This window comes from Cupriavidus sp. GW822-FHT06G04 (assembly GCF_058799075.1).
This window is the reverse complement of record NZ_JBXALD010000010.1, coordinates 89,127-111,697: the sequence shown is the minus strand read 5'-3', so window position 1 is coordinate 111,697 and position 22,571 is coordinate 89,127. Positions and strand designations below refer to the sequence as shown.

Below are 22,571 nucleotides of genomic sequence, written 5' to 3'. Positions count from 1 at the left end.
ACAAACGGGCCAGCGCAATTGCTGGCCCGTGCTGTCTGGGACTTGCTTGCCCGGCGATGCCGGGGTGTTGCGGGTGCCGGTGTCAGACCGGCAGGGCGGTGGCGACCAGTGCGGCGGCTGCGCCGCTGGCGGCGGTGAGGGCCAGCCATCCGCCCAGGATCAGGGCGCTGTTCTTGAAGCTCATGATGGACTCCGGAAAGAGGCAACGCCGGAGCACATCACTCCGGCTATTTCTTGATTACCGCCTGCATCGGGCGGGACTCAGACGCGTGCACCGTCGGTGTAGATGTCGCGGGTGCGTGCGCCGTCGTAGTACGGGTTGCGCGGAGCGTTCACGCTGCGGGCGCCGTCGTAGTACGGATCAACCTTGCGGGCCGGGCTGGCCGATACACCGGTGCGATCCAGGCCGGCCACGATGCGTGCGCCGTCGGTGTACGGGTCTGCCTTGCCGACCTTGGCGCCGTCCGTGAACGGATCGGCCTTGCCGACACGAGCACCTTCGCTGAACGTGTCGAACTTGCCCTGGCGGGTGCCGTCGGTGAAGGCGCTGCGCTGGTCGTTCACGCGGTAGGTGTAACCGTAGACTTCACCGGCCTTTTGCGCGGCGGGAGCGGCCTGAGCGGCGCCGGCAACGAAAGCGGCGGCGAGGGCAGCGGCGGTAAGGATGTTCTTGGCGGTCATGATGCTCTCCTTGCAAGGGCCGGGCGATCTCGGTTCAGGTGGATCGCGAGGCCGTAGTCTGTTTCGATGGCGATCTTTTTTGGCTTCGTTACCTACTGGTAGATAGATAACCGGGACTAAAAAAAAGACCGCTTCCGGTACTGATAACTGCCTGGTGTTGCGTGGACGGGGCTTTGCTGCGTCTTGCTGTTTGCTGCATCGCGTCGTCCATGAGCTGAATATTATCTACTACTAGATAGATAAGCAAGGGCTTTTTGCGGCGCGCAATCGTATTGACGCCAAATTGCCGAAGCTAGTGTGCTGGACCAGCCGCCGGGCGCCTGTTCAAGCGCTTGTTTCTTATGAGAAAAACGATGGCGGACGTGACGGTTGCGACGAATTAGAGTAAATACTCTAGCTTCGGTCAGCGTGTCTTTTTTGCGTTGCGCTGCGCCACCAGGCCCCACAACAGAATGCGGGCGTGCTCCTGGAGCACATCCTTCACGCGCTCGGTTTCCGAATCGCCATAGCTTTCCCAGTTCAGCGCGCGCAACACGTGACGCCGCATCACCTTGAACGCGGCGATCTGGCTATCGATGGCGATGGTGCGGATGCGGGTGTTTTCGTCGCCGGCAGGCTGGCCGATCAGGCGGCCGACGATGGCGGACGTCGCAGCGAACAGGCGGCGGTTGACGCCGCTGTCGATGCGTTCGAATGCGGCCGATGGACCCAGCCCGGCGCGCTCGCGCGCCATGAACTGGCGCCAATGGTCGGTTTCCGGGGACTCGTACAGAAACATGGCGAAGCGCGCCTGCAGCTTCAGGTAAACCTCGATCAGGTCGGCATCGGACGCATCGGGGCGCGCCAGTGCGGCCTCGGCATGTTCCAGCACATCGCGCAGCGTGGCCTGGACGCGTTCGACGAAATAGTCGATGCACGCCAGGTACACACCTTCCTTGTTGTCGAAGTAGTACTGCAGCGCGGGCGCGTTGACGCCAGCCTCGCGCGCAATGTCGCGCGTCGACGCCCCGTCGAAGCCGTGCGCGCCAAACAGCCGCATGGCCGCTTCGATAATCCGCGCGCGGGTTTCCTCGCCACGCTGGTAGCCCCCTTCGGATGCCGGTCTGTGTCGCGCCATGTTGCGGGTCTCAAGGTCCTGGACAGGCAGAAATATATCAGTTGACAGATTTCTTCCAAGTGGAATAATTGCGCGGCATCCGACTCAAAAGTCCGCGCCCCCAACATGTCCGCCCCCAATTCCGCCGTCGCGCCTGCTGGCGCGGCACCGCAATCCGTTCCCTCGTCACGCGCGTCGCGCCGCCGCTCGATCCTGATCGGAATGGGCGTCGTGGCGCTTGTCGTCGCCTGCGCCTTTGGCGTGCGCTGGTGGACTTACGGCCGCTTTATCGAAAGCACCGACGACGCCTATATCCAGGCCGACAGCGTGACGGTGGCGCCCAAGGTCAGCGGCTATGTGGCCGAAGTCTATGTGCGCGACAACCAGCAGGTCGTCCCCGGCCAGCAACTGGTGCGTCTCGATAACCGCCAATACCAGGCCGCGCTGGACGAAGCGCTCGCCACGGTGGCGTCGCGCGAGGCCGACGTGGCGCGGGCCGACGCCGATCTTCAGCAGCAGCAGGCCAAGATCGCCCAGGCCGCCGCCGAAGTGGAAGGCGCGCGCGCCAATGCGCGCTACGCCGCCTCGCAGGTGGAACGCTACGCGCCGCTGGTGGCCACCGGGGCGGAGACCGAGGAGCGCACGGCCGAACTGCGCAACGCCCAGACGCGCGCGTCAACCACGCTGGCCGCCAACGCGGCGGCGCTGCGCGTGGAGCAGAGCCAGGTGGTCACGCTGCAAACGCGCCTGCAACAGGCCAAGGCGCAGCTCGAGGTGGCGCAGGCCAGCGCCCGCAAGGCCCGGCTCGATCTGGACGACACCGTGGTGCGCGCCACCAGCGCGGGTCGCGTGGCCGACAAGGGCGTCCGCGTGGGCCAGTTCGCGCAGCCGGGCACGCGCCTGCTGACCGTGGTGCCGGTGCAGGACCTCTACCTGACCGCCAACTTCAAGGAAACGCAGGTCGGCCGCATGCGCGCAGGGCAGGCGGTGACGCTGCACGTCGATGCGCTGTCCGGCCAAGCGCTGCACGGCGTGGTCGATAGCCTGTCGCCCGGCACCGGATCGCAATTCGCGCTGCTGCCCGCGCAGAACGCCACCGGCAACTTCACCAAGATCGTCCAGCGCGTGCCGGTGCGCATCCACGTCGATGTGCCCAACGATGCGCGGCCGGTTCTGGTGCCGGGGCTGTCGGTGGTGGTCGATGTCGATACGCGCGATCTCCATCCGGCCAGCGCGCCCGCATCGGCCGCCGCGCACGGGGCCAGCCATGGCTGATGCCGCGAACGCCGGGCCACCGGCATCGGCGGCGCCCGCGGTGACTCCAGCGATGTCATCGGCAGCCCCGGCCACGCAGCCCAACGCGTCGGCCGCGGACTGGATCGCCGTCGCGGCCGGGTCGCTCGGCGCGCTGCTGGCCACGCTCGACATCTCGATCACCAACTCGGCGCTGCCGCAGATCCAGGGGCAAATTGGCGCAGCCGGCACGGAAGGTACGTGGATTTCCACCGGCTACCTGATGGCCGAGATCGTGATCATTCCGCTTACCGCGTGGCTCACGCGCGTGTTTGGGCTGCGCCGCTTCCTGATGTGCAACGCGCTGCTGTTCACGGCGTTTTCGATGGTGTGCGGGCTGTCGCACAGCCTGCCGGAAATGGTGATCGGCCGGATCGGCCAGGGATTTGCCGGCGGGGCGATGATTCCCACGGCGCAGACCATCGTGCGCACGCGCTTGCCCCGTCACCAGATGCCGATCGGCATGTCGATGTTTGGCCTGATCGTGCTGCTGGGGCCGTTGCTGGGCCCCGTGATCGGCGGCTGGCTGGCCGAGAACATCAACTGGCGCTGGTGCTTCTTTCTCAATGTGCCGATCACGGCCGTGCTGGTGCCGCTGCTGTATTTCGGCCTGACGGCCGAGCGCGCCGATCTCCAGGCGTTCCTCAAGGCGGACTGGCTCGGCATCGTCGGCCTGACCATCGGCCTCAGTTCGCTGACCGTGGTGCTGGAAGAAGGGCAGCGCGAGCAGTGGTTCGAATCGCAAACCATCGTCTATCTGTCGGCGCTGGCCGCGCTTGGACTGACGATGATGCTGGTCAGCCAGTTCACGGCCAGACAGCCGATCGTGCGTCTGCGGCTGCTGCTGAACCGCAACTACGCGAGCGTGATCCTGATCGTGACGACGGTAGGCGCGGGCCTTTACGGCGTGTCGTACCTGCTGCCGCAGTTCCTGTCGCTGATCGCCGGCTACAACGCCGAGCAGGCCGGCGGCATCATGCTGCTGTCCGGGTTGCCGGCGTTCCTGCTGATGCCGGTGCTGCCGCGCATGCTCGGCAAATTCGACAGCCGCTGGCTGGTGATCACAGGCTTGGTCTGCTTCTTTGCCAGTTGCATGCTCGATATCGGCCTGACCGTCGACAGCGTCGGGCATGACTTCACGGTGTCGCAGATCCTGCGCGGGTTTGGCCAGATCCTGGCGATGATGCCGCTCAATCAGGCGTCGATGGCGGCGGTGGCAACGCACGAGGCCGGCGACGCGGCCGGGCTGTACAACATGGCGCGCAATCTCGGTGGATCGATCGGCCTGGCGCTGCTCGGCACGCTGATCGACCGGCGCAATGCGTATCACGACGCGGTCATCCGGGAATCGGTCACGGCCAACAGTTCGATCGGCCAGGACCACATGACGTCAAGCATCGCCGGCTTCGTCGCGCAAGGCGGCGACTACGCCCATGCGCAACTGCAGGCGATCGCGCAGCTCAGCGGCGAAATCGCGCGCCAGGCCGCCGTCATGACGTTCTCCGAAACCTTCTTTGCCCTTGGCATCGCGCTGCTGTGCTGCGTGCCTCTGGCGCTGTTGCTCAAGCCGCCCCGCCCGGGCGCGCCCGTTTCCACCGGCCATTGATCATGTTTGCCTTGTTCCACGCACGACTGCCGCGCCTGATGGCGCTTGCCGCGGCGCTTGTCGCCGCGGGCTGCACCGTCGGCCCCGACTATCGCAGCGCGCCGCAGGTGGCTGCCAATACGATCGACGCCGGCAAGTTTCCGCATGCGCCCGTGGCTGCCGATCCTGCCGCGCCGCGCGTGGCCGACTGGTGGCGCGCGCTTGGCGACGACCAGCTCGACCGCCTGATCGACACCGCGCTGCGGCAAAGCCCCGACATCGACGCGGCTCGTGCGCGCGTGCGCCAGGCGCGCGCCGGGCTGGACAGCAACAAGGCCAACCTGCTGCCCAAGGTGGGCCTCGATGCGGCCATGCTGCGCACGCGGTCGCCCGATCTTGCGGCGCTGTCCGGCCAGGGATCGTCGGGCGGCGGACGCGGGCCGCTGTCGCTTTACATCGCCGGGTTCGACGCCAGTTGGGAAATCGATCTGTTTGGCGGCACGCGCCGGTCGATCGAAGCAGCGTCGGCAGAGGCCGATGCCGCGTCCGCGCAGCTTGCCGATGCGCATGTGCAACTGGCCGCCGAAGTGGCGCAGGCCTATGTCACGCTGCGCGAGCAGCAGGCGAGCCTGGCGCACCTGCAGGATTCCGAGAAGCTCGAAGCCGAAATGCTCGATCTCACGCAGCAGCGCCGCGCGCGCGGCGTGGCATCGCAGCTCGAGGTGGAGCGGCTGCTCACGCAACTGGACAACACGCGCGCGCAGATCTCGCCGGTGCAGGCCGGCATCGCCGAATCGTTCGACCAGTTGGCGCTGCTGACGGGGCGCGCGCCCGGTGAACTCGACGCCGAACTGGCCGCGCCCAGGCCGCTGCCCAGCGTGCCGGAAACCGTCGCGGTGGGCGATCCCGCCGCGTTGCTGAGATCGCGTCCCGATATCCGCGCCGCAGAGCGGCGGCTGGCATCCAGCACGGCGCAGATCGGCGTGCGCAAGGCGGACTGGTTTCCCAAGCTGTCGCTGCTGGGATCGCTTGGCTTCAGCGCGATGGATCCCGGCCATCTGGCGCGCAAGGACAACGGCACCTGGCTGACGCTGCCGCGCTTGCAGTGGAATATCCTCGACTTCGGCCGCGTCGCGGCGGGCGTCGACAGCGCCGAGGGCGCCCGCGACGAGGCTCAGGCCAACTACCGTGGCACGGTTCTCAAGGCGCTGCGCGATGCCGACGTGGCCCTGTCACGCTACGGCCATCAGCGCGAACACGTGGTGGTGCTGCGCCGCGTGGAAGCGTCGGCGGACCGCGCATCGACATTGCAGCAGCAGCGCTACCGCGCCGGCACGGCCAGCATGCTCGAATGGCTGGATGTCGAGCGCACGCGCGTAGTGGCGCAACAAAACCGCATTGCGGGCGACGCAGACCTGCTCAAGGACTACGTGTCGCTGCAGAAATCGCTGGGTCTGGGCTGGCAGACGGCCGCCGCGCCGGAGGCGTCGGCTTCCCGCTAGAACGGCGTCGCGTTGGCCGCGTCCTCGTCGGCCGTCAGCCCGGCGTTCGGTTGTGTATCAGCCGGGCGCCAACGCGGATTTGCAGGATAAAAACCGACAGCCGAACCGGACTGCGCCCACTATGGCGCGAACCGCGTCCGCCTGACACTGGCAAATGGATAGAATCGCCGTGGGCAGTCCCACGCTCGCGGCGCCAGTCGGTTGCGGTGCAACAAATCAGAACGGGCGGCGGGAGGTGCAACATGCAAATCAGGAGGCCGTACGCCGATGCACTTCAACGCCAACGACAGCATTCTGGTCAACATCGTCGCCAGCCTGGCGGTCATCGCGGCCGGCACGCTGGTGGTCAAGCTGATCAATCGCTTCTTTACCGGACGGCTGCAGGCGGACAACCGCGGCAGCTATCGCGCCTGGACTGTCGCGTCGCGCAATCTGGTCGCGGCCGTGGTGTTCCTGCTGTTGCTCGGCATCTGGGTGTCCGAACTCAAGAGCGTGGCGATTTCGCTGGCGGCGTTTGCGGCGGCCTTGCTGCTGGTCGGCAAGGAACTGGTCATGTGTTTTCTCGGCGCGTTCATGCGCATGATTACGCGACCGTTCCAGCTGGGCGATCTGGTCGAGATCGGCCCGTTTGGCGGCGAGGTCATCGATATGGACGTGATGTCCACCACGCTGGTCGAGGTGGCCGCATCGCGCCAGTACACGGGATTCACGGTACAGGTGCCCAACAGCATGTTGCTGACCACCGCGGTGCGCAATCACTCGCAGGCAGGCGCCTATACGCTGGACATGGTGCGCATTCCACTCGATGTGGGCGTCGATCCCGATGCGGTGGAGGCGCAGCTTGTGCAGGTGGCGCGCCAGGCGTGCGAAAGCTTTATGGAAGAAGCGGGACGCGCGCTGCGGCGCTACGGCGACATGCGCTTCGTGGATCTGTCGCAGTTCGAACCGCGCGTGCTGTTCGAACCGGTCGACGTCGGTCGCTACGACGCCATCGTGCGCTTTCCCGTGCCGGTCAGCGCGCGGCTGCCGGTCGCGCAGCAGATTGTGCGTGGCTACTATCGCCAGTGCGCGGCGGCCAGCAAAGCGGCAACCGATCCAGTGGCGCAGGGCTAGCTTGCCGGCAGGCGTTGCCGGTCTTGTCGAGGAGTGGAACATGGCGCAATTGCTGAGCCGTCCCGTGCAGGGCCAGGGCGTGCCGCCGGCTCCGGCCCGGCCTGGCCAGTCGGTCCATCTTCCGCAGCGCCTGTCGATCCAGCGCTGGCGCCAGCGGGTGCGCTCGTTCGCGCTGATGGTGATGGTTACGCTGACGCTGGGCTTGCCTGCTGGCTGCGCCAGTCTGCCCGCCAATACCAATCGCACGCCGTCGTACGTCATTGCCGATACCGGCAACACGATGCTGGCGCGCGCGCTGGCGCCGCGGCTGGCGAAAAATCCGGGACAGTCGATTTTCTATCCGCTCGGCAATGGCCCCGACGCGCTGACCGCGCGCATCGCACTGGCCCGCGCCGCGCAGAAGACGCTCGACATCCAGTACTACATCTACGACGTCGACACCACGGGCAGCGCGCTGATGGGCGAACTGATCGACGCCGCCGATCGCGGCGTGCGCGTGCGCATCCTGATCGACGACATCCATACCGGCAAGCAGGACAAGACGTGGGTCGCCATCGATTCGCATCCCAACATCGAAGTGCGCATCTTCAACCCGTTTGCCAACCGCAAGCTGCGCTGGGCAGAGGCGCTGGTCGACTTCGGCCGCGTGAATCGCCGCATGCACAACAAGCAGATGACGGTCGATAACCTGGTGACGATCGTGGGCGGCCGCAATGTCGGCGACGCCTATTTTTCGGCCAAGCCGGACATGGATTTCAGCGACCTCGACGTGATGGTGGCGGGCCCCGTGGTGCCGCAGGCCAGCCGGGTGTTCGACGCGTACTGGAACAGCGACCTGGCCTATCCGGTGGTCACGCTCGCCGCCGAGGGCAAGGACGCGCCGGCGGAATTGCGGGCGTTTCGCAAGGGAATCGAGGCCAAGGGCGACAGCGCGCGCGCCAGCCCGTTCGTGCAGGAACTGCTCGATTCCGGCCTCGCGCGCGGTATCGAACTCGGTCATCTGCCGGGCTATTTGGGCGGCGCACGGGTGATTGCGGACAAGCCGGACAAGATCGAGGACAGCCCCGATGATCCGTCCACCCATGCCATTCCGCAGTTGCGGGCAATGATGGAAAAGGCCGAGCGTGAGCTGGTGATCGTGTCCCCATACTTCGTGCCCGACGATGAGAACGAGAAATGGCTGATCGGTATCGCCAAGCGCGGCATCAAGGTGCGCGTGCTGACCAATTCGTATGCCGCGACCGACGTGGCGGCGGTGCATGCCGGCTACTCGCCGCGCCGCAAGAGCCTGCTGCGCGCCGGCATCGAACTCTATGAGCTGAAACCTACCGCCAATGCGGAACTGGCGCGCAGCCGCACGCGGGCGCGCATGTTTGCATCCAGCCGCGCCAGTCTGCACGCCAAGACATACGTGGTGGACCGACATCTGCTTTTCATCGGCTCGCTCAACCTCGATCCGCGCTCGATCAAGCTCAATACCGAAATGGGCGTGATTCTGGATTCTCCGCAGCTGGCAACGCGGCTGGTGGAGGACATGGATAAGCGCCTGCTCGATATTGCCTATCGCGTGGCATTGCGCAAGGACGAGAACGGCGGCGAATCGATGACCTGGACCACGCGCGACAACGGCAAGGAAACCACGTTCGACGCGGAGCCCGGCATGAACGTGTGGCAGCACATCGGCAACGGCATCCTGCGCGTGCTGCCGGTGGAAGACCAGCTGTAAGGCTCGGGTGGATCGCTAAGGCGGGGCCATCCGGGTTGATCGCCCAAGGCCCGCGCATCAGGGGGCGATCGCGTCGGGCCCGTCGCCGATGTTTGGCTGCAGCGAGCGCAGCAGGTGTTCCTGGAGGCGCGACAGTTCCTGCGCGATGCCACCGGGGAACCCCTGCCTGTCGCCGCGCTTGTCGATCAGCAGCTCGCCGAGAAACGCCGATACCGCCGCCGCATCGCCCAGCGCGGCCAACTGGTTGGCGATGCGCGGATAGGTATGGAACAGTTCGAACGGCCGCACCTCGCGCGGCAATTGCGCCAGCCATTTCAACGCCACGGGCGTAAGCGCCTGCGTGGCGGGATCGATCGGCTGGCGCGCCTCGCTCCAGTCGGTCGTGCGCGAGGCGGGCGGCTCGCCATCTAGCACCTTCTTGGCCTCTTCGACCGTGACGAATTCAAACGAGAGCGGTTCCATGTCTGATGTGCTGAAAATTGGCGCGCCGCCCGCATCACTCGATCGGATATTCGACCGCACAGCCGATCGATGCGAAGCGCTGCCGCTCATCTTATCGGATTGCATCGCGCATTTCATAAGCCGCATCGCCCGCGTTTGAACGGCGCCACAGTGGCTGCGGACTTCCGGCAGCGCCGCGATGCGTGCGTGAATCTCATGGCGCGCCGCATCATTGCTCATGCCTGCGCGCAGCGCCAGCGCCGACACTGCAAAGAAGAAGCCAGTGGGGCAGTGGAGCGCGGCATGACCTGGAATTTGATGATCGATGCGGATTGCATACCCGTGACGTTGCACGCCGGCGCGCGCGTCCATTGCGGAGCGGGGCGCCTGTGGATGACGGTCGAGGAGCGGCGCGCCATCGCGTCGCCAGACATCGTGCTGGCTGCGGGCCAGAGCCACCGCGTGACGCGGGACGGCACCTATTTCCTGAGCGCGTTGCGCGGCACGGGCAGCGTGCTGTGCCAGATCACGCCCGCGCCGTCGCAACGGCTGGTGTTGCGGCTGACGTGACGCGCGCGGCTTCGGCGCGGATCCACGCCGCCACATGCCGCACTTCCTCGCGGGGCTGATCGGAGGCGTGAATCAGCCAGAAGGCGTTGGGACTGGGCATGGCCGATCCCGCCGATGTCACGACATGGAGCTGTCCGCCCTCGATCAGTGGCTGGATCAACTCCAGCCGCCCCAGGGCAACGCCTTGCCCGGCCAGCGCGGCGTGAATCACCTGGTCGTACTGGTTGAAGCGCAGAATGCCGCGCCGGCTGGCCTGCCGGTATCCGTGCGCGCCAAGCCAGCTACGCCAGTGCAGCCACGGCCTGGGGTCGTCGAATTCCAGCAGCGGCAGCGCGGCAAGGTCCTTGGCGGAACGCACGCGCGTGGCGCCCAGCGTGGGATTGGCCACCGGCGCGATGGTCTCGTCGAACAAATGCTCTGCATGGGCCGGCGCTGCGGCCGCCGAGCAGTAGCGGATCGCCAGGTCGATGCCGTCGGCGCGCAGGTCGCTGAGCTGGTTGCTGGCCGACAGCCGCACATCGAGATGCGGATGCTGGCGCTGCAACGTGCCGAGGCGCGGCAACAGCCACAAGCCCGCCACGCCAATGCTGGCGGTGACGGTCACGGGCTGCGGGCCATCGCGCCTGCGGAGTTCGGCGGCCACATCCTGCAATTGCTGCATTGCGCCATCGGCGCTGCGGAACAGTCGCTCGCCTTCCGGCGTGAAGGCGACGCCGCGGTGCTGCCGCACGAACAGCCGCACCTGCAACTGGTCTTCCAGCGCGCGGATCTGGCGGCTGACGGCGGATTGCGTCAGGCACAGGTCGTCGGCTGCCTGCGTGATGCTCATGCGGCGGCCCACTGCGACAAAACCCTTGAGCAGATCGAGCGAGAACAGCCTGACGAGCGGAACGGACATGGCAGATCGTGTGGATGGGCGAGCCCTAATTACAGCACGGAAGCCGCCGCGCTGGCATTCCCACCACGCATGGCTAGCGACACGAAATGTCGTTTGAGCACAGGCGCGGAATCGCGTGGAATGGAGCCATTTCCAGCGATTTTTTGTGCGATGTCTTCAAGGAGTCCGCGATGCGCCAACACAGGTCTTGCCATGATGCCGAGGCATTGCGCCCGCCGCCCAGCGCGCCGTGGTGGCGCGGCAGCGCCTTTCTGCTGCTGGCGGCTGGACTGGTGATGGGGCTGGCGCTGGGCGTGCGCCACGTTCAGGGCCTGTTCCTGCTGCCGATGATCGCGGACCGCGGCTGGACGCGCGAATCGTTCGCGCTGGCGATGGCTGTGCAGAATCTGGTGTGGGGCGTGGCGCAGCCGTTCACGGGCATGCTGGCCGACCGCTTCGGATCCTGGCGCGTGATGCTGGGCGGCATGGCGCTGTACGCCGCGGGCTTGTGCGGCATGGCGATGGCGCCATCGACACCGCTGTTCGTACTGACGGCCGGCATCTGCATCGGTATCGCCCAGTCAGGTACAACCTTCGGCGTGGTCTACGGCGCACTGAGCCGCATGGTGCCGCCCGCGCAACGCAGCCGCACGCTCGGTATCGCGGGCGCTTGCGGCGGCATTGGCCAGTTCCTGATGGTGCCTTCCGCACAGGCGCTGCTGTCGCTGGCCGGCTGGCAACACACGCTGATCGTGTTCGCGGTGGCGGCCATCCTGGTCTTGCCGCTGACGCTGCCGTTCCAGGATCGCACCGGCGCCTGGGCAGGATCGCAAGCCGATGCCGATTCGCCGCCGATGCTGGCCGCGATTCGCGAGGCGTTTCGGCACTCGGGTTTCTGGCTGCTAAACCTGGGATTCCTGGCCTGCGGCTTCCAGCTCGCGTTTATCGCCAACCATCTGCCCGCCTACCTGCGCGACAAAGGCATGGCGCCGGCCAGCGCGATGATCGCTCTGGCCGTGATTGCGTTGGCCAATATCGCCGGCACATACCTGTTTGGCTGGCTCGGCGGGCTGCACACCAAGAAGTACCTGCTGGCCGGCATCTATCTGGCGCGCACCTCGGTCATGGCACTGTTCGTGCTGTTGCCGCTCAGCCCGTTCACGCTGTACGCATTTGCAGCCGTGATGGGATTTCTCTGGCTCGGCACCGTGCCGCTGACCAGCGGCATCGTTGCGCAGGTGTTCGGCGTGCGGTACATCACCACGCTGTTCGGCTTCGTCTTCTTTGGCCATCAGCTCGGGTCGTTCCTGGGCGTATGGCTCGGCGGCGTGGTATTCGAGCTCACGCATTCCTATGATTGGGTGTGGATCGGCGCGATGGCATTGGGCGTGGTCGCTGCCGCATTGCACTGGCCGATCGACGATCGCGAGATCGTGCGTCCCGCATGGCAAGGCGCGCGCAGTTGATGGAATAACCGGGCGCCATGGTGTGTTTACGTAACAGGCGGGATGCGGCGACGGCGATATGTGGAGTAAGCTTGGCGCCCAGTTTCATCTGCCGTTCCGTCGATACCCGGAGACACACCATGCGATTCCGACTCCGCGCCTGGATAGGCGTAGCCGCCCTGGCGCTCAGCGCCTGCACCACGCTGCAGCCCGTGGAAACCGCGCAAAAGATGATGGGAAGCCCGCAGGATTCGGTGCGCCAGGCGTTTGGCGAGCCCACCGACACGTTCCAGCGGGCCGACGGCACGCAGCGCTGGATCTATTCCAAGCAGCCGTACGGCTATGAGATCTATGCCGCCGACTTCGATGCCGGCGGCCGTCTGAGCGGCTTTCGCCAGATGCTGACGGAAAACGAAGTCTATACGGCGCGCCCGGGCACGTGGACCAAGCAGGACGTGCTGGAACGCTGGGGCCGTCCGCGCGAGCCGATCCAGTACTACGCGCTGATGAAGCGGGAAGCGTGGTCGTACCGGATGTATCTGCCCGGCTATGTCCCGGCGCACTTCAGCGCCTACTTCGACGACGCCGGCGTACTCGACCGCACCATGATCATCATGGATTCGCGCGGCGGCGAGCGCAGCCGGCGCTAGCCCCGAAGCCACTTCAGCCGCGCCGTACCGCCGTCACTTTGCCCTGCGTGACGTCGATGGTGCGGCGCTGCGGGTTGTAGTCCATCGTGCCGGGCATATGCTGGCCTTCGCGATTGCCAAAGCGCCACGCGCAGCCCTTCAGCAGCGCGGCCGCTTCGGCCTCGGTCTTGCCGATCAGCGCGTCGTCGCCGACCTTGTCGGCCTGGCAGCCCTCCGGCGTGCCACGGCCGCCTTGCGGGCCGGGATCGGGCACGGCGCTGTCCGGCGCCTTCGATGCGCATCCGGCCATCATCGTGACCATCGCCGCCGCACCTGCAACGGCGGCCAGTTTCCAGTATCGCTTGCTTGCTGTCATCGTCATCGGTGGGCTCCTGGAAGAATGAGCGTCGATTCTAGCCGCACGGTCAGACTTGCGGCGATTTTCGCGGACGCTGGCGCGGCGTCGTCGCCTTGGCCGGATGAGCACGCGCACGCGCGCGCGGCGCCGGTGCGGCAAACATCGGCATGTCGCGCAGGATGCAGCCCAGCAGCGTATTGGCGGCCACGCCCAGTGGCCGGCCGGCCTTTACCAGCACGCGCGCCTTGGCGGCTTCGAACAGCGGATGCGCGATGGGCAGCGTCACCAGTTCTCCCGATTCCAGTTCGCGGTACGCGGCAAATGCGCCCATCAGCGTGATGCCGTCGTGGCGCTTCACGAAGTGCCGCAGCACCGCCAGCGAATTGGTGGTCAGCGTGGGCCGGATCTGCACGTTTTCGGTATAGGCCAGCATCTGCACCACCTGTCCGAGCCCGAAGGCGGGCGGCATCAGCGCCAGCGGGTAATTGCCCAGCTCCCGCACGTTGACCTTGCCGCCGCGCCGCGCCAGCGGATGCCCGGCGCGCACCAGCAGCACCACCGGCTGCGGCGACGTGGCCACCCAGGTGATGTCGGCGTGCGAGGGCGGGTTGTAGGCCAGCCCGATATGCGCGCGGCTTTCCGCCACTTCCTGCAGCACGTTGTTCACGGGCAGCGTGTCGACAGTGACATCGAGCCGCGGATACTGCGCGCAGAAATCGGTCAGCACGTCGTCCATCAATCCATCGACATACCCTTCGCTGGTGGCGATGCGCACCTGGCCGTGCTGCAGCCCGCGCAAAGCCTGCAGACGGTCCTCGAACAATTCCTGCTGCGCGCGGCAGCCGCGCCAGTATTCGAGCAGATGCAAGGCGGCCTCGGTGGGCTGCACGCCGCGCGCGTGCCGGTCGAACAACGGCGCGCCTACTTCGTCTTCGAGCAGGCGGATCTGCCGCGTGATGACAGAGGGCGACGTGTTGATGCTGTCGGCCGCGCCGCGTATCGATCCGTGTGTCAGGACTTCATGGAAATAGCGCAGACGACGCTGGTTCAGTTCTCGCATGATGCATTGCCGATGGTGTTGCCGAATGGGCAACGATAGCCGACTTAAGTTGCTCTTGCTCTGTTTTTTCATCTGCCCGACGATCTTGCCAAACAACAAGACAGCGACCGCACAACGCCCATCGCATCCACCAGGCCGACCACGGGAGAGATAGACATGTCCGCCGCACTGCCCCCACGCACCACCACGGCGCACGCCGCCTATGAGGCGCTGTACCGCAAGCTGAACTGGCGCCTGCTGCCGTTTCTGCTGATCTGCTACACATTCGCTTACCTCGATCGCGTCAACATCGGCTTTGCCAAGCTGCAGATGCAAAGCGATCTCGGTTTTTCCGATGCCGTGTACGGACTCGGCGCGGGCATCTTTTTCTTCGGATATGTGTTGTTCGAGATTCCCAGCAACCTGCTGCTGCCTCGCATTGGTGCGCGCAAGACCATCAGCCGCATTCTGGTGCTCTGGGGACTGACGTCGGCGGGCATGATGTTTGTGCGCGACGAAACCACGTTTTACGTGATGCGCTTTTTGCTTGGCGTGTTCGAGGCCGGCTTTGCGCCGGGCATGATCTTCTACCTGACGTACTGGTACGGCCAGCAGCGCATGGCGCGCGTGATGGCGGTGGTAATGCTGGCCGGGCCGATCGGCGGGATCTTCGGCTCGCCGTTGTCGACGTGGCTGATGACGGGTCTGTCCGGCGCGCATGGCCTGGAAGGCTGGCAATGGATGTTCCTGGTCGAAGGGCTGCCGTGTGTGCTGCTGGGTGTGCTCGCGCTGCGTGTGCTGGCCGATCGCCCCGCCGACGCCAGGTGGCTGAGCGACGAGGAAAAGCGCCTGCTCGCCGCACAGCTGCACGCGCCGGCGTCCGGCCACCATTCGTTCGCACAGGTGGCGCGCGATCCGCGCGTGTATCTGCTGGCGTTTGCCTACTTCACGATGATTTGCGGCATCTACGCCGTAAGCTTCTGGCTGCCGTCGATCCTCAAGGCAGACGGCGTGACGGACACCATGCAGATCGGCTATTACTCGATGATCCCGTACATCGCCGCCGCGATTGCGATGGTCGTGATCGGCCGTCGTTCGGACCGCCGCGGCGAGCGCCGTCTGCATAGCGCGGTGCCGGCGCTGGTAGGCGCGGTCGCGTTGGCCGTGGCAACGATGTCGAGCGGCAATCTGGCCATCTCGCTGCTGTGCATGACCATTGCCACCGCGATGATGTGGACCGCCTACACCGTGTTCTGGGCGATTCCGTCGCAATACCTGAAGGGCGAGGCCGCAGCGGGCGGCATCGCGCTGATCAACACGATCGGCCTGATCGGCGGATTCCTGAGTCCGACCATCATCGGCTGGGTGCGCACCGCAACGGGCAGCATGCAGGCAGGCTTGTTCGTGATGGTTGGCCTGCTGGTGGCCGGCGCGATCACGCTGATCGTCAACCGCATGCCGTCGCCGCACGGCGCGGCGGCTACCGCCTGAAGCGACGAGCAGCGCGCCGACGCCACGCAGGCAGTCGGCAACGCGCGCGGCAAGGCATGACTGAGCATGAATGAGGAGAAGCAATTGGCAGCAACGATTCTGATCGCCGGCTTTCAGCACGAGACCAACACCTTCGCGCCGTCCAAGGCCACCTACGCCAGCTTCGAGCGCGGCGAGGGATTTCCGGCGATGGCGCGCGGCGACGATGTGCTGGCGCTGCGCGACGTGAACATTCCCGCAGGCGGATTCATCCGGGCCGCGCAGCGCTACGGGTGGACGCTGCGCCCGGTGGTGTGGGCCGGCGCGAGCCCGTCGGCGCATGTCACCGAAGACGCGTTCGAACGGATCGCCGGAGAGATCGTGGCAGCGGCGCGCGCAGGCGGCTTCGACGCGATCTATCTCGACCTGCACGGCGCGATGGTGGCCGAGCATGCCGACGATGGCGAGGGCACGCTGCTGGCGCGCCTGCGCGAGGTGATCGGTCAGCATGTGCCGATGGTGGCGTCGCTCGACCTGCACGCCAACGTCACGCAGGCCATGCTCGATGCGGCTGACGCGCTGGTGGCGTATCGCACCTACCCGCACGTCGACATGGCGGATACCGGCGAACGTGCGGCGGCGCTGCTGCAGGCGCGGCTCGGCGCCGGCGCACCGTGGCATCGCGCGGCGCGCCGGCTGCCGTTCCTGATTCCCATCAACGGCATGTGCACCATGCTGGAACCGGCGCGCGGCATGTACGCGCAGCTGGACTCGCTCGAGCGCGACGGCGTGGCGTCGCTGTCGTTCGCGCCCGGATTTCCCGCAGCCGATTTTCCTGAATGCGGGCCGGTGATCTGGGGCTATGGCCAGGACGCGGATGCCGTGAACGCGGCGGTGCAGGCGCTGTACGACCGCATGCTGGCCGAGGAAGCGGCATGGGAAGTGCCGTTCCTGTCGCCCGATGAAGCGGTGCGCGAGGCCATGCGCATGGCGCAGGACGCCACGCAGCCCGTGGTCATCGCCGATACGCAGGACAATCCCGGCGCCGGCGGGGATTCCAACACGATGGGCATGTTGCGCGCGCTGCTGCGCAACGGCGCGCAGCAGGCGGCCATCGGACTGATCTGGGACCCGGCTGTGGCCGCCGCCGCGCATCGCGCCGGGGTGGGGGCGGTGATCGACGTGGCGCTCGGCGGCGTCAGCGGCGTTGCGGGCGACGAACCGCTGCAGGCACGCTTCGAAGTGCTGAAACTGTCCGATGGCGTGTGCCGCTTTGGCGGTCCGATGATGCACGGCATGCTGGCCGATGTCGGGCCGGTGGCGCTGCTCGGCATCGACGGCGTGCAGGTGGTGGTCAGCGGCGGCAAGGCGCAGATGCTGGACCGAAACCTGTATCGCGTCGGCGGCGTGGAGCCGGAGGCGATGAAAATCCTGGTGAACAAGAGTTCGGTGCACTTCCGTGCCGATTTCCAGGGCATTGCGCATGCGGTGCTGGTGGCCAAGGCGCCCGGTCCGATGACTGCCGATCCGGCCGACTTGCCGTGGACGCGCCTGGCGCCCGGGATCCGGCTTAAGCCAATGGGCGCGCCGTTCCCGCGCTGAAGACGCGGCGCAAGGTGGCGCGCGATGCCGTGCAGCGCAGGGCGTGCCTTTCGCGTGGCCCTTGCCGCCTGCGCGGCTGCGCGCCTACAGCTTTTGCGCCGCCGCGAGCCGGAGGATTTTCTGCCAGCGTGCGGCGGTAGCGCGATCGGGCATCGGGATCGCGAATTCGGCCTGCCGATGGTGCCGCAAGGAGAGCATCACATGCCAGCGCCCCTGGCGCGCTTGCGGCTGAGCGTCGGCGATGTCGGCAAAGATCAGCACTTCGCGCTGGCCATCCATCTGCAGTACGCCGTTCTTGCGCTCGGCATCGAGCCGCAGGCTACCCCATTCGCCCGACACCATCACCACGCGCTCGCCGTGGAGGCGTCGGCCATGGATTGCGCGATAACGCCGCAGCCACGCCAGGAACAGCGCGCTCAGCACCGCCAGAATCGCCAGCACCGCAACGGTGCCGGCCAGCACGCCAAACGCGCCGGCCACGCGCTGATAGAGCCGGACCAGGCCGTAGATGAAGGCGCCGATCAGCGCCAGGCCAAGCAGAATGAAAGGCACGCAGGTTTCCGGAAAGATGGTTGTTGGACGATGGCGACACAGCGGCAGTGAATCGGCGCTTGTACCGCGCGTGGCGGCGTGCACGCGTTCTGGGCGCGACGGCGCCAGCCTATAATGAGCCGCTCCGCAGTGCCCCGGGGCTGTCATTCGCTCCGGTCAATTTCCATGCCATCGTATCCTCTCGTCCTTTGCCTGACCATTGCCGTCGTTTGCAGTGTGGGCATGGCCGTCGCCGCATGGCCACGGCGGGACGATCCCACGGTGCGCGCATTTCTGGTGCTGTCCGCGGGCGTGGCGATCTGGAGCGGCGGCCGACTGCTGGAAATCAGCGAGACCACGCTGGCCGGACGCATTTTCTGGGCAAAGTTCCAGTACCTGGGCATCGTCGCCGTGCCGATCGGCTGGCTGGTGGCGATGGTCCACGTCAGCCGGCCGCGCTACGTGGTGCCGTGGTCGTTGCTGTGCGTGCCCGTGCTGGCAGCAGTACTGACGCTGCTGCTGGTATTTACAAACGAACACCATCACCTGATCTGGACGTCGATCGAGCTGATGCCGCGCGGCGTGTCGCCCGGGGCGGTGTTCCGGCATGGCATCGGCTATACGGTCGCCGCGGGCTGGGTTTACGCGCTGCTGGCGCTGAGCTTGTATTTTTTGCTCACCGCCGATGTTCCCAATGCGGCGCTGTCCCGGCGCGGACGCAATGTGCTGGTGGCCGGACTGATGCTGCCGCTGATGGCGCATATCGCCTACCTGTATCGCTGGACGGGCCCGCTCGGGGGCGATCTCACGCCGGCCACGTTTTCGCTGATGGCGGTGCTGGTCTGGCTGTGCGCGCTGCGCACGCATCTGGATGACATCGGCCACTATGCGCGGCTGCGCGTGTTCGACACGATCCGCGAGGGCTGCGTGATTCTGGGCGCGGGCGGGCGCATCGTCGAATTCAATCCCGCCGCGGTGCGCCTGCTGCCCGAGATCCGGCGCGGCCAGCTTTGTCCGCCCGAGTGGGACGAAGTGCTGACCGCGGCCGGCGATGCCAATCCCCATATCGTGGAACGCGCCGGCCTTGAACTCACCGCCGAGCCGGTGTGCCGGATGGACGGCAAGGAAATCGGCATGCTGGTGTTCATGCGCGACATCCGCCGCTATCAATCGCGCGAGCGCGCGCTGGCCACCCAGCTTGGCGAAACCGAGGAGCAACTGTCGCGCGTGCAGGCCGATCTCGACATCGACGCGCTGACGAATATTCCGAACCGCCGCTTCTTCCAGCGCGCCTCGCTCGACGTGGTGGCGCGCGCTCACGAACTTGGCAAGGAAGTGGGCCTGCTGATCCTCGATGTCGATCTCTTCAAGCAATACAACGATCTCTATGGTCATCCGGTTGGCGACGAATGCCTGCGCAAGGTGGCCGAGGCACTGACGGGCGTGCTGCGCGGCGAGCAGTTCTGCGCGCGGCTGGGCGGCGAGGAATTCGCCGTGATACTGCCGGATTCCGATCTTGACGAGACGCGCCGCGTGGCGCGCAACATGGTGGCCGCCGTACGCGACCTGGGCATTCCGCACAACGGCACGCCGGTGCAGCCGCTGGTCACGATCAGCGTGGGCGCGGTATGCGACGTGCCGGAAGCCCCGCGCCTGGAGCCGCTGCTGCACCGCGCTGACAGCGCGATGTACCGCGCCAAACGCGCCGGCCGCAATCGCTACGTGATCGACGGCAGTGTCTATCTGGGCTTGCAAAGCAACTAACGCGAATCGCCGCAACAAAGCGCTTGCAAATTCCAAAGGCTTCTGTAGAATTCGGCGCTCGCATCGCAGCAGCCATGCTGCGAGACGAAGCCCAGATGGCGGAATTGGTAGACGCACTAGGTTCAGGTCCTAGCGGTGGCAACACTGTGGAGGTTCGAGTCCTCTTCTGGGCACCAATTCGAAAGCCCTGCTCAACGAGCAGGGCTTTTTCATTTCTTGGCCCAGAAAGGGAAGTCCCTGCGGACTTCCCGCGAGGACTCGAAAGGATTGCGCCTGCTGGCGCAATCCCGGGGTCGCGCATGGGTGACCGAGTCCTCTTCTGGGCACCAATTCGAAAGCCCTGCTCAACGAGCAGGGCTTTTTCATTTCCGGCCCAGAAAGGGAAGTCCCTGCGGACTTGCCGCGGGGACTCGAAAGGATTGCGCCTGCTGGCGCAATCCCGGGGTCGCGCACGGGTGGGCCTAACGCCGTCCCACCGCCAGGTTCCCCATCGTTACGCGCGCCTCCGGCGCAACCGACTGCCGCACCACATCGCCGACCATTTCGGCGGTGACCGCCGACAATGTCCAGCCCAGATGCCCGTGCCCGGTGTTGTAGAACACATTGGCGGCATGCCCGCGGCCCACGCGCGGCATCATGTTCGGCATCATCGGTCGCAGGCCCGCCCATGGCACCACGCTGCGCGTGCTGACGCCGGGGAAACACTGATGCACCCAGTCGATCAGCGGACGAATCCGGTCTGCGCGGATGTCGCGATTGACGCCGTTGAACTCGGCGGTGCCAGCCACGCGGAAGCGGTCCGCGCCGAGCCGGCTCGTCACAAGCTTGGTTTCGTCGTCCAGCAGGCTTACGGTCGGCGCACCCGCCTGGCTTTGCGCGTCGGTCAGGTTCACCGTGATCGAATAGCCCTTGACCGGATAGATGTTCACGCGATCGCCCAACTGCCGGGCAAAGGCGCGGCTGCCCACGCCCGCGCACACCACCACGCCGTCGAATTCACGCGAGGCCGGCAGGCCGTCCTGCGCCGTTATCACTGTCGCGCGGCGACCCGTGGTGGATACGCTGCGCACGTCCTGGTTGTACAGCGTCTCTACGCCATGCCGGTCGATGGCCGCGGCCAGGCCGGTGGTGAACTTGTGGATGTCGCCGGTGGCGTCGCTCTCGGTGTAGTAGCCGCCGTAATAGCGCCCCGCCAGTGTTGGCTCGATCGCGCGCATTTCGTCGGGCGTGACCGCCCGGCGTTCCAGTCCGCCTTCGGCCAGCAGCGCCGATACGCGGCCGGCATGATCGAACCCGGCCTTGTTGCGGTAAATATGCAGGATGCCGCGTCGCTTCAGGTCGAAGTCGATGCCTTCGGCCTGCGCCCAGTCGAACAGATGCTGACGCGCGGCGATGGCCAGACGCGCGGTTTCGATTGTGTTGGCACGATAGTGCGGGATCGATGCGATGAACTCGCCGAACCAGCTCAGCTTGTGCCATGACGGGCGCGGATTCACCAGCAGCGGGGCATCGTTGCGCAGCATCCATTTGATGCCTTTAACGAGCGTCGACCAGTGCGTCCAGACTTCCGCATTCGACGCCGACAACTGGCCGCCATTGGCAAACGACGTCTCCATCGCCGCATAGCGGTGGCGTTCGAACAGCGTGACGGAGAAACCGCGCCGGGCCAGCGCGTAAGCGGTCGTGACGCCGGTAATTCCGCCGCCAATTACTGCAATGGTTTTCATGGAAAGGTCTTTCAGGACGTCATGGGATGGCAGTCCACGGCGCACCATGCGCTGTCGTGGACGCCCCCTCTGTCCTTGACCTGAGAGATTTCGCCATGCCCGGCGGGTAGCCGCGCACCGCTTGCTCCTTCGGTACCGCCGGCGGACGTGCGCGCCGGCAGTTCTTCAGAGTGCAATAGCGATACCGGTCCGTTTGCCTGAGAGTTTCCGGGGCGGTTGCTCCTTCGGCGCCGTACCTGCCAGGCGGCTGGCACGGGCTCTCCCGATATCGCGCATTCAATGGCGGCAACTATGCCACAGCTTTTGGCGATTCGGCTATGCGATCGTGTGTTTGGCGGTGCGCTGGCTGTTGCGCCAACGCCGCGCTCACACCCGAACCGCGCCGCGATCACGCGGCATCCGCGCCGGCACCCGGCGTGCTTACTTGCCCAGCAGTTTCAACAATGCATGCGCGGCCGCTTCCGACGATGCGGGATTCTGGCCCGTGACCAGTTTCCCATCGGTGATCGCGTAGCTGCCCCAATCGTCGGTCCGCGAGAAATTCGCGCCATGCTGCTTGAGCATGTCTTCCACCAGAAACGGCACCACGTTGGTCAATTGCACGGCCTCTTCTTCGGAATTGGTGAAGCCGGTGACGTTGCGGCCCTTGACCAGCGGCTGCCCATCGGCGCCTTTCACGTGACGCAGCACGCCGGGCGCATGGCATACCGCCCCGACCGGCTTGCCGGCGCGGTCGAATGCCTCGATCAACGCGATCGACCGCTTGTCTTCGGCGAGATCCCACAGTGGGCCGTGGCCGCCCGGATAAAACACGGCGTCGAAATCGCCAACATCGACCTGGTCGAGCGTCCTTGTCGACGCCAGTTCGCGGCGCGCTTCGGCGTCGGCCTGGAAGCGACGCGTCGCATCGGTCTGCGCGCCCGGATCGTCGCTCTTCGGATCGATCGGCGGCTGGCCGCCCTTGGGCGATGCCAGCGTTATCTGGACGCCCGCATCCTTGAACACGTAGTAGGGCGCGGCAAACTCTTCCAGCCAGAATCCCGTCTTCTTGCCGGTATTGCCGAGCTGGTCGTGAGAGGTCAGCACCATCAGGATTTTCATTGCCATTCTCCGATTGCGTAG

21 protein-coding genes, 1 tRNA gene and 1 riboswitch are annotated in these 22,571 nt (G+C 66.1%); of the genes, 13 read left to right on the top strand and 9 right to left on the bottom strand.

The window, feature by feature from the left end; all coding sequences use genetic code 11:
- Positions 1–261: 261 nt before the first annotated feature.
- Entirely contained in the window at positions 262–681 is a 420-nt protein-coding gene (locus AC1RKI_RS21785; RefSeq protein ID WP_492797077.1) for a copper resistance protein CopQ, read from the bottom strand.
- Between the two features lie 403 nt (positions 682–1,084).
- Positions 1,085–1,798 carry a CerR family C-terminal domain-containing protein gene (locus AC1RKI_RS21780; protein WP_492797075.1) on the bottom strand — a complete coding sequence of 238 codons (714 nt, stop codon included), beginning with the start codon at positions 1,796–1,798 and terminating at the stop codon, positions 1,085–1,087.
- A 105-nt stretch (positions 1,799–1,903) separates the two neighbouring features.
- Between AC1RKI_RS21780 and AC1RKI_RS21775 the strand changes: the two genes are divergently transcribed.
- The 5 genes from AC1RKI_RS21775 (at position 1,904) to AC1RKI_RS21755 (ending at position 8,996) form a co-directional block, all read left to right on the top strand.
- Complete coding sequence (locus tag AC1RKI_RS21775; protein WP_227460658.1) at positions 1,904–3,052, top strand: HlyD family secretion protein; 1,149 nt, start codon at positions 1,904–1,906, stop codon at positions 3,050–3,052.
- A 52-nt stretch (positions 3,053–3,104) separates the two neighbouring features.
- A complete protein-coding gene (locus AC1RKI_RS21770; RefSeq protein ID WP_492797073.1) occupies positions 3,105–4,676 on the top strand; it encodes an MDR family MFS transporter in 1,572 nt (523 codons plus the stop codon).
- 2 nt (positions 4,677–4,678) lie between these two features.
- Positions 4,679–6,157: an efflux transporter outer membrane subunit gene (locus AC1RKI_RS21765; protein ID WP_244788371.1), complete on the top strand. Its 1,479-nt coding sequence runs from the start codon at positions 4,679–4,681 to the stop codon at positions 6,155–6,157.
- Positions 6,158–6,424: 267 nt separating this feature from the next.
- Entirely contained in the window at positions 6,425–7,270 is an 846-nt protein-coding gene (locus AC1RKI_RS21760; RefSeq protein ID WP_150979790.1) for a mechanosensitive ion channel family protein, read from the top strand.
- 175 nt (positions 7,271–7,445) lie between these two features.
- Positions 7,446–8,996, top strand: coding sequence for a phospholipase D family protein (locus AC1RKI_RS21755; RefSeq protein WP_492797207.1), 1,551 nt, complete (start codon positions 7,446–7,448; stop codon positions 8,994–8,996).
- 57 nt (positions 8,997–9,053) lie between these two features.
- Here the strand turns inward: AC1RKI_RS21755 and AC1RKI_RS21750 are convergent, their stop codons facing one another.
- Positions 9,054–9,458 carry a hypothetical protein gene (locus AC1RKI_RS21750; RefSeq protein WP_061953760.1) on the bottom strand — a complete coding sequence of 135 codons (405 nt, stop codon included), beginning with the start codon at positions 9,456–9,458 and terminating at the stop codon, positions 9,054–9,056.
- On the opposite strand from AC1RKI_RS21750, the gene AC1RKI_RS21745 reads away from it, so the two are divergent.
- Together AC1RKI_RS21745 and AC1RKI_RS21740 are read left to right on the top strand one after the other, a co-directional pair.
- Entirely contained in the window at positions 9,457–9,597 is a 141-nt protein-coding gene (locus tag AC1RKI_RS21745; protein WP_157779447.1) for a hypothetical protein, read from the top strand. The two genes, AC1RKI_RS21750 and AC1RKI_RS21745, sit on opposite strands and share 2 nt — an antisense overlap.
- A 143-nt stretch (positions 9,598–9,740) precedes the next feature.
- A complete protein-coding gene (locus tag AC1RKI_RS21740) occupies positions 9,741–10,007 on the top strand; it encodes a DUF2917 domain-containing protein (protein WP_157779446.1) in 267 nt (88 codons plus the stop codon).
- Here AC1RKI_RS21740 and AC1RKI_RS21735 read toward each other — a convergent pair.
- The gene (locus AC1RKI_RS21735) at positions 9,964–10,905 is read right to left on the bottom strand and encodes a LysR substrate-binding domain-containing protein (protein ID WP_061953735.1); all 942 of its coding nucleotides are present in this window, start codon (positions 10,903–10,905) and stop codon (positions 9,964–9,966) included. The genes AC1RKI_RS21740 and AC1RKI_RS21735 overlap by 44 nt on opposite strands.
- 170 nt (positions 10,906–11,075) lie before the next feature.
- On the opposite strand from AC1RKI_RS21735, the gene AC1RKI_RS21730 reads away from it, so the two are divergent.
- Together AC1RKI_RS21730 and AC1RKI_RS21725 are read left to right on the top strand one after the other, a co-directional pair.
- Positions 11,076–12,350: an MFS transporter gene (locus AC1RKI_RS21730; protein WP_251164992.1), complete on the top strand. Its 1,275-nt coding sequence runs from the start codon at positions 11,076–11,078 to the stop codon at positions 12,348–12,350.
- A gap of 119 nt (positions 12,351–12,469) precedes the next feature.
- Positions 12,470–12,979 carry a hypothetical protein gene (locus tag AC1RKI_RS21725; protein ID WP_061953733.1) on the top strand — a complete coding sequence of 170 codons (510 nt, stop codon included), beginning with the start codon at positions 12,470–12,472 and terminating at the stop codon, positions 12,977–12,979.
- A 13-nt stretch (positions 12,980–12,992) separates the two neighbouring features.
- On the opposite strand, the gene AC1RKI_RS21720 is transcribed toward AC1RKI_RS21725, so the two are convergent.
- Complete coding sequence (locus tag AC1RKI_RS21720; RefSeq protein ID WP_492797206.1) at positions 12,993–13,334, bottom strand: hypothetical protein; 342 nt, start codon at positions 13,332–13,334, stop codon at positions 12,993–12,995.
- 49 nt (positions 13,335–13,383) lie between these two features.
- Positions 13,384–14,376, bottom strand: a complete 993-nt coding sequence (locus AC1RKI_RS21715; RefSeq protein WP_492797069.1) for a LysR family transcriptional regulator — start codon at positions 14,374–14,376, stop codon at positions 13,384–13,386.
- Positions 14,377–14,532: 156 nt separating this feature from the next.
- On the opposite strand from AC1RKI_RS21715, the gene AC1RKI_RS21710 reads away from it, so the two are divergent.
- Positions 14,533–15,846, top strand: coding sequence for an MFS transporter (locus AC1RKI_RS21710; protein WP_061953729.1), 1,314 nt, complete (start codon positions 14,533–14,535; stop codon positions 15,844–15,846).
- A gap of 84 nt (positions 15,847–15,930) precedes the next feature.
- Positions 15,931–17,427 (top strand): M81 family metallopeptidase, encoded by a 1,497-nt coding sequence (locus tag AC1RKI_RS21705; RefSeq protein ID WP_492797066.1) that lies wholly within the window; start codon positions 15,931–15,933, stop codon positions 17,425–17,427.
- 84 nt (positions 17,428–17,511) lie between these two features.
- Here the strand turns inward: AC1RKI_RS21705 and AC1RKI_RS21700 are convergent, their stop codons facing one another.
- Positions 17,512–17,979 carry a hypothetical protein gene (locus AC1RKI_RS21700; protein WP_244788366.1) on the bottom strand — a complete coding sequence of 156 codons (468 nt, stop codon included), beginning with the start codon at positions 17,977–17,979 and terminating at the stop codon, positions 17,512–17,514.
- A gap of 165 nt (positions 17,980–18,144) precedes the next feature.
- Between AC1RKI_RS21700 and AC1RKI_RS21695 the strand changes: the two genes are divergently transcribed.
- Positions 18,145–19,722: a GGDEF domain-containing protein gene (locus AC1RKI_RS21695; protein WP_222156466.1), complete on the top strand. Its 1,578-nt coding sequence runs from the start codon at positions 18,145–18,147 to the stop codon at positions 19,720–19,722.
- Positions 19,723–19,811: 89 nt separating this feature from the next.
- A tRNA-Leu gene (locus tag AC1RKI_RS21690) sits at positions 19,812–19,898 on the top strand.
- Between the two features lie 285 nt (positions 19,899–20,183).
- Here AC1RKI_RS21690 and AC1RKI_RS21685 read toward each other — a convergent pair.
- Both AC1RKI_RS21685 and AC1RKI_RS21680 read right to left on the bottom strand, forming a co-directional pair.
- A complete protein-coding gene (locus AC1RKI_RS21685) occupies positions 20,184–21,449 on the bottom strand; it encodes a D-amino acid dehydrogenase (RefSeq protein ID WP_244788364.1) in 1,266 nt (421 codons plus the stop codon).
- Between the two features lie 175 nt (positions 21,450–21,624).
- Positions 21,625–21,724: riboswitch (glycine riboswitch) on the bottom strand.
- Between the two features lie 145 nt (positions 21,725–21,869).
- Complete coding sequence (locus tag AC1RKI_RS21680) at positions 21,870–22,550, bottom strand: type 1 glutamine amidotransferase domain-containing protein (protein WP_061953720.1); 681 nt, start codon at positions 22,548–22,550, stop codon at positions 21,870–21,872.
- Positions 22,551–22,571: the final 21 nt, after the last annotated feature.

Bases quoted from the DNA above. Each gene is read 5' to 3' on its own strand.
- AC1RKI_RS21735 (WP_061953735.1), bottom strand. From the start codon at position 10,905: ATGTCCGTTCCGCTCGTCAGGCTGTTCTCGCTCGATCTGCTCAAGGGT.
- AC1RKI_RS21785 (WP_492797077.1), bottom strand. From the start codon at position 681: ATGACCGCCAAGAACATCCTTACCGCCGCTGCCCTCGCCGCCGCTTTC.
- AC1RKI_RS21765 (WP_244788371.1), top strand. From the start codon at position 4,679: ATGTTTGCCTTGTTCCACGCACGACTGCCGCGCCTGATGGCGCTTGCC.
- AC1RKI_RS21710 (WP_061953729.1), top strand. From the start codon at position 14,533: ATGTCCGCCGCACTGCCCCCACGCACCACCACGGCGCACGCCGCCTAT.
- AC1RKI_RS21770 (WP_492797073.1), top strand. From the start codon at position 3,105: ATGTCATCGGCAGCCCCGGCCACGCAGCCCAACGCGTCGGCCGCGGAC.
- AC1RKI_RS21685 (WP_244788364.1), bottom strand. From the start codon at position 21,449: ATGAAAACCATTGCAGTAATTGGCGGCGGAATTACCGGCGTCACGACC.
- AC1RKI_RS21680 (WP_061953720.1), bottom strand. From the start codon at position 22,550: ATGAAAATCCTGATGGTGCTGACCTCTCACGACCAGCTCGGCAATACC.
- AC1RKI_RS21755 (WP_492797207.1), top strand. From the start codon at position 7,446: ATGGTGATGGTTACGCTGACGCTGGGCTTGCCTGCTGGCTGCGCCAGT.
- AC1RKI_RS21740 (WP_157779446.1), top strand. From the start codon at position 9,741: ATGACCTGGAATTTGATGATCGATGCGGATTGCATACCCGTGACGTTG.
- AC1RKI_RS21720 (WP_492797206.1), bottom strand. From the start codon at position 13,334: ATGACAGCAAGCAAGCGATACTGGAAACTGGCCGCCGTTGCAGGTGCG.
- AC1RKI_RS21725 (WP_061953733.1), top strand. From the start codon at position 12,470: ATGCGATTCCGACTCCGCGCCTGGATAGGCGTAGCCGCCCTGGCGCTC.
- AC1RKI_RS21695 (WP_222156466.1), top strand. From the start codon at position 18,145: ATGCCATCGTATCCTCTCGTCCTTTGCCTGACCATTGCCGTCGTTTGC.
- AC1RKI_RS21750 (WP_061953760.1), bottom strand. From the start codon at position 9,458: ATGGAACCGCTCTCGTTTGAATTCGTCACGGTCGAAGAGGCCAAGAAG.
- AC1RKI_RS21745 (WP_157779447.1), top strand. From the start codon at position 9,457: ATGTCTGATGTGCTGAAAATTGGCGCGCCGCCCGCATCACTCGATCGG.
- AC1RKI_RS21780 (WP_492797075.1), bottom strand. From the start codon at position 1,798: ATGGCGCGACACAGACCGGCATCCGAAGGGGGCTACCAGCGTGGCGAG.
- AC1RKI_RS21775 (WP_227460658.1), top strand. From the start codon at position 1,904: ATGTCCGCCCCCAATTCCGCCGTCGCGCCTGCTGGCGCGGCACCGCAA.
- AC1RKI_RS21730 (WP_251164992.1), top strand. From the start codon at position 11,076: ATGCGCCAACACAGGTCTTGCCATGATGCCGAGGCATTGCGCCCGCCG.
- AC1RKI_RS21760 (WP_150979790.1), top strand. From the start codon at position 6,425: ATGCACTTCAACGCCAACGACAGCATTCTGGTCAACATCGTCGCCAGC.
- AC1RKI_RS21715 (WP_492797069.1), bottom strand. From the start codon at position 14,376: ATGCGAGAACTGAACCAGCGTCGTCTGCGCTATTTCCATGAAGTCCTG.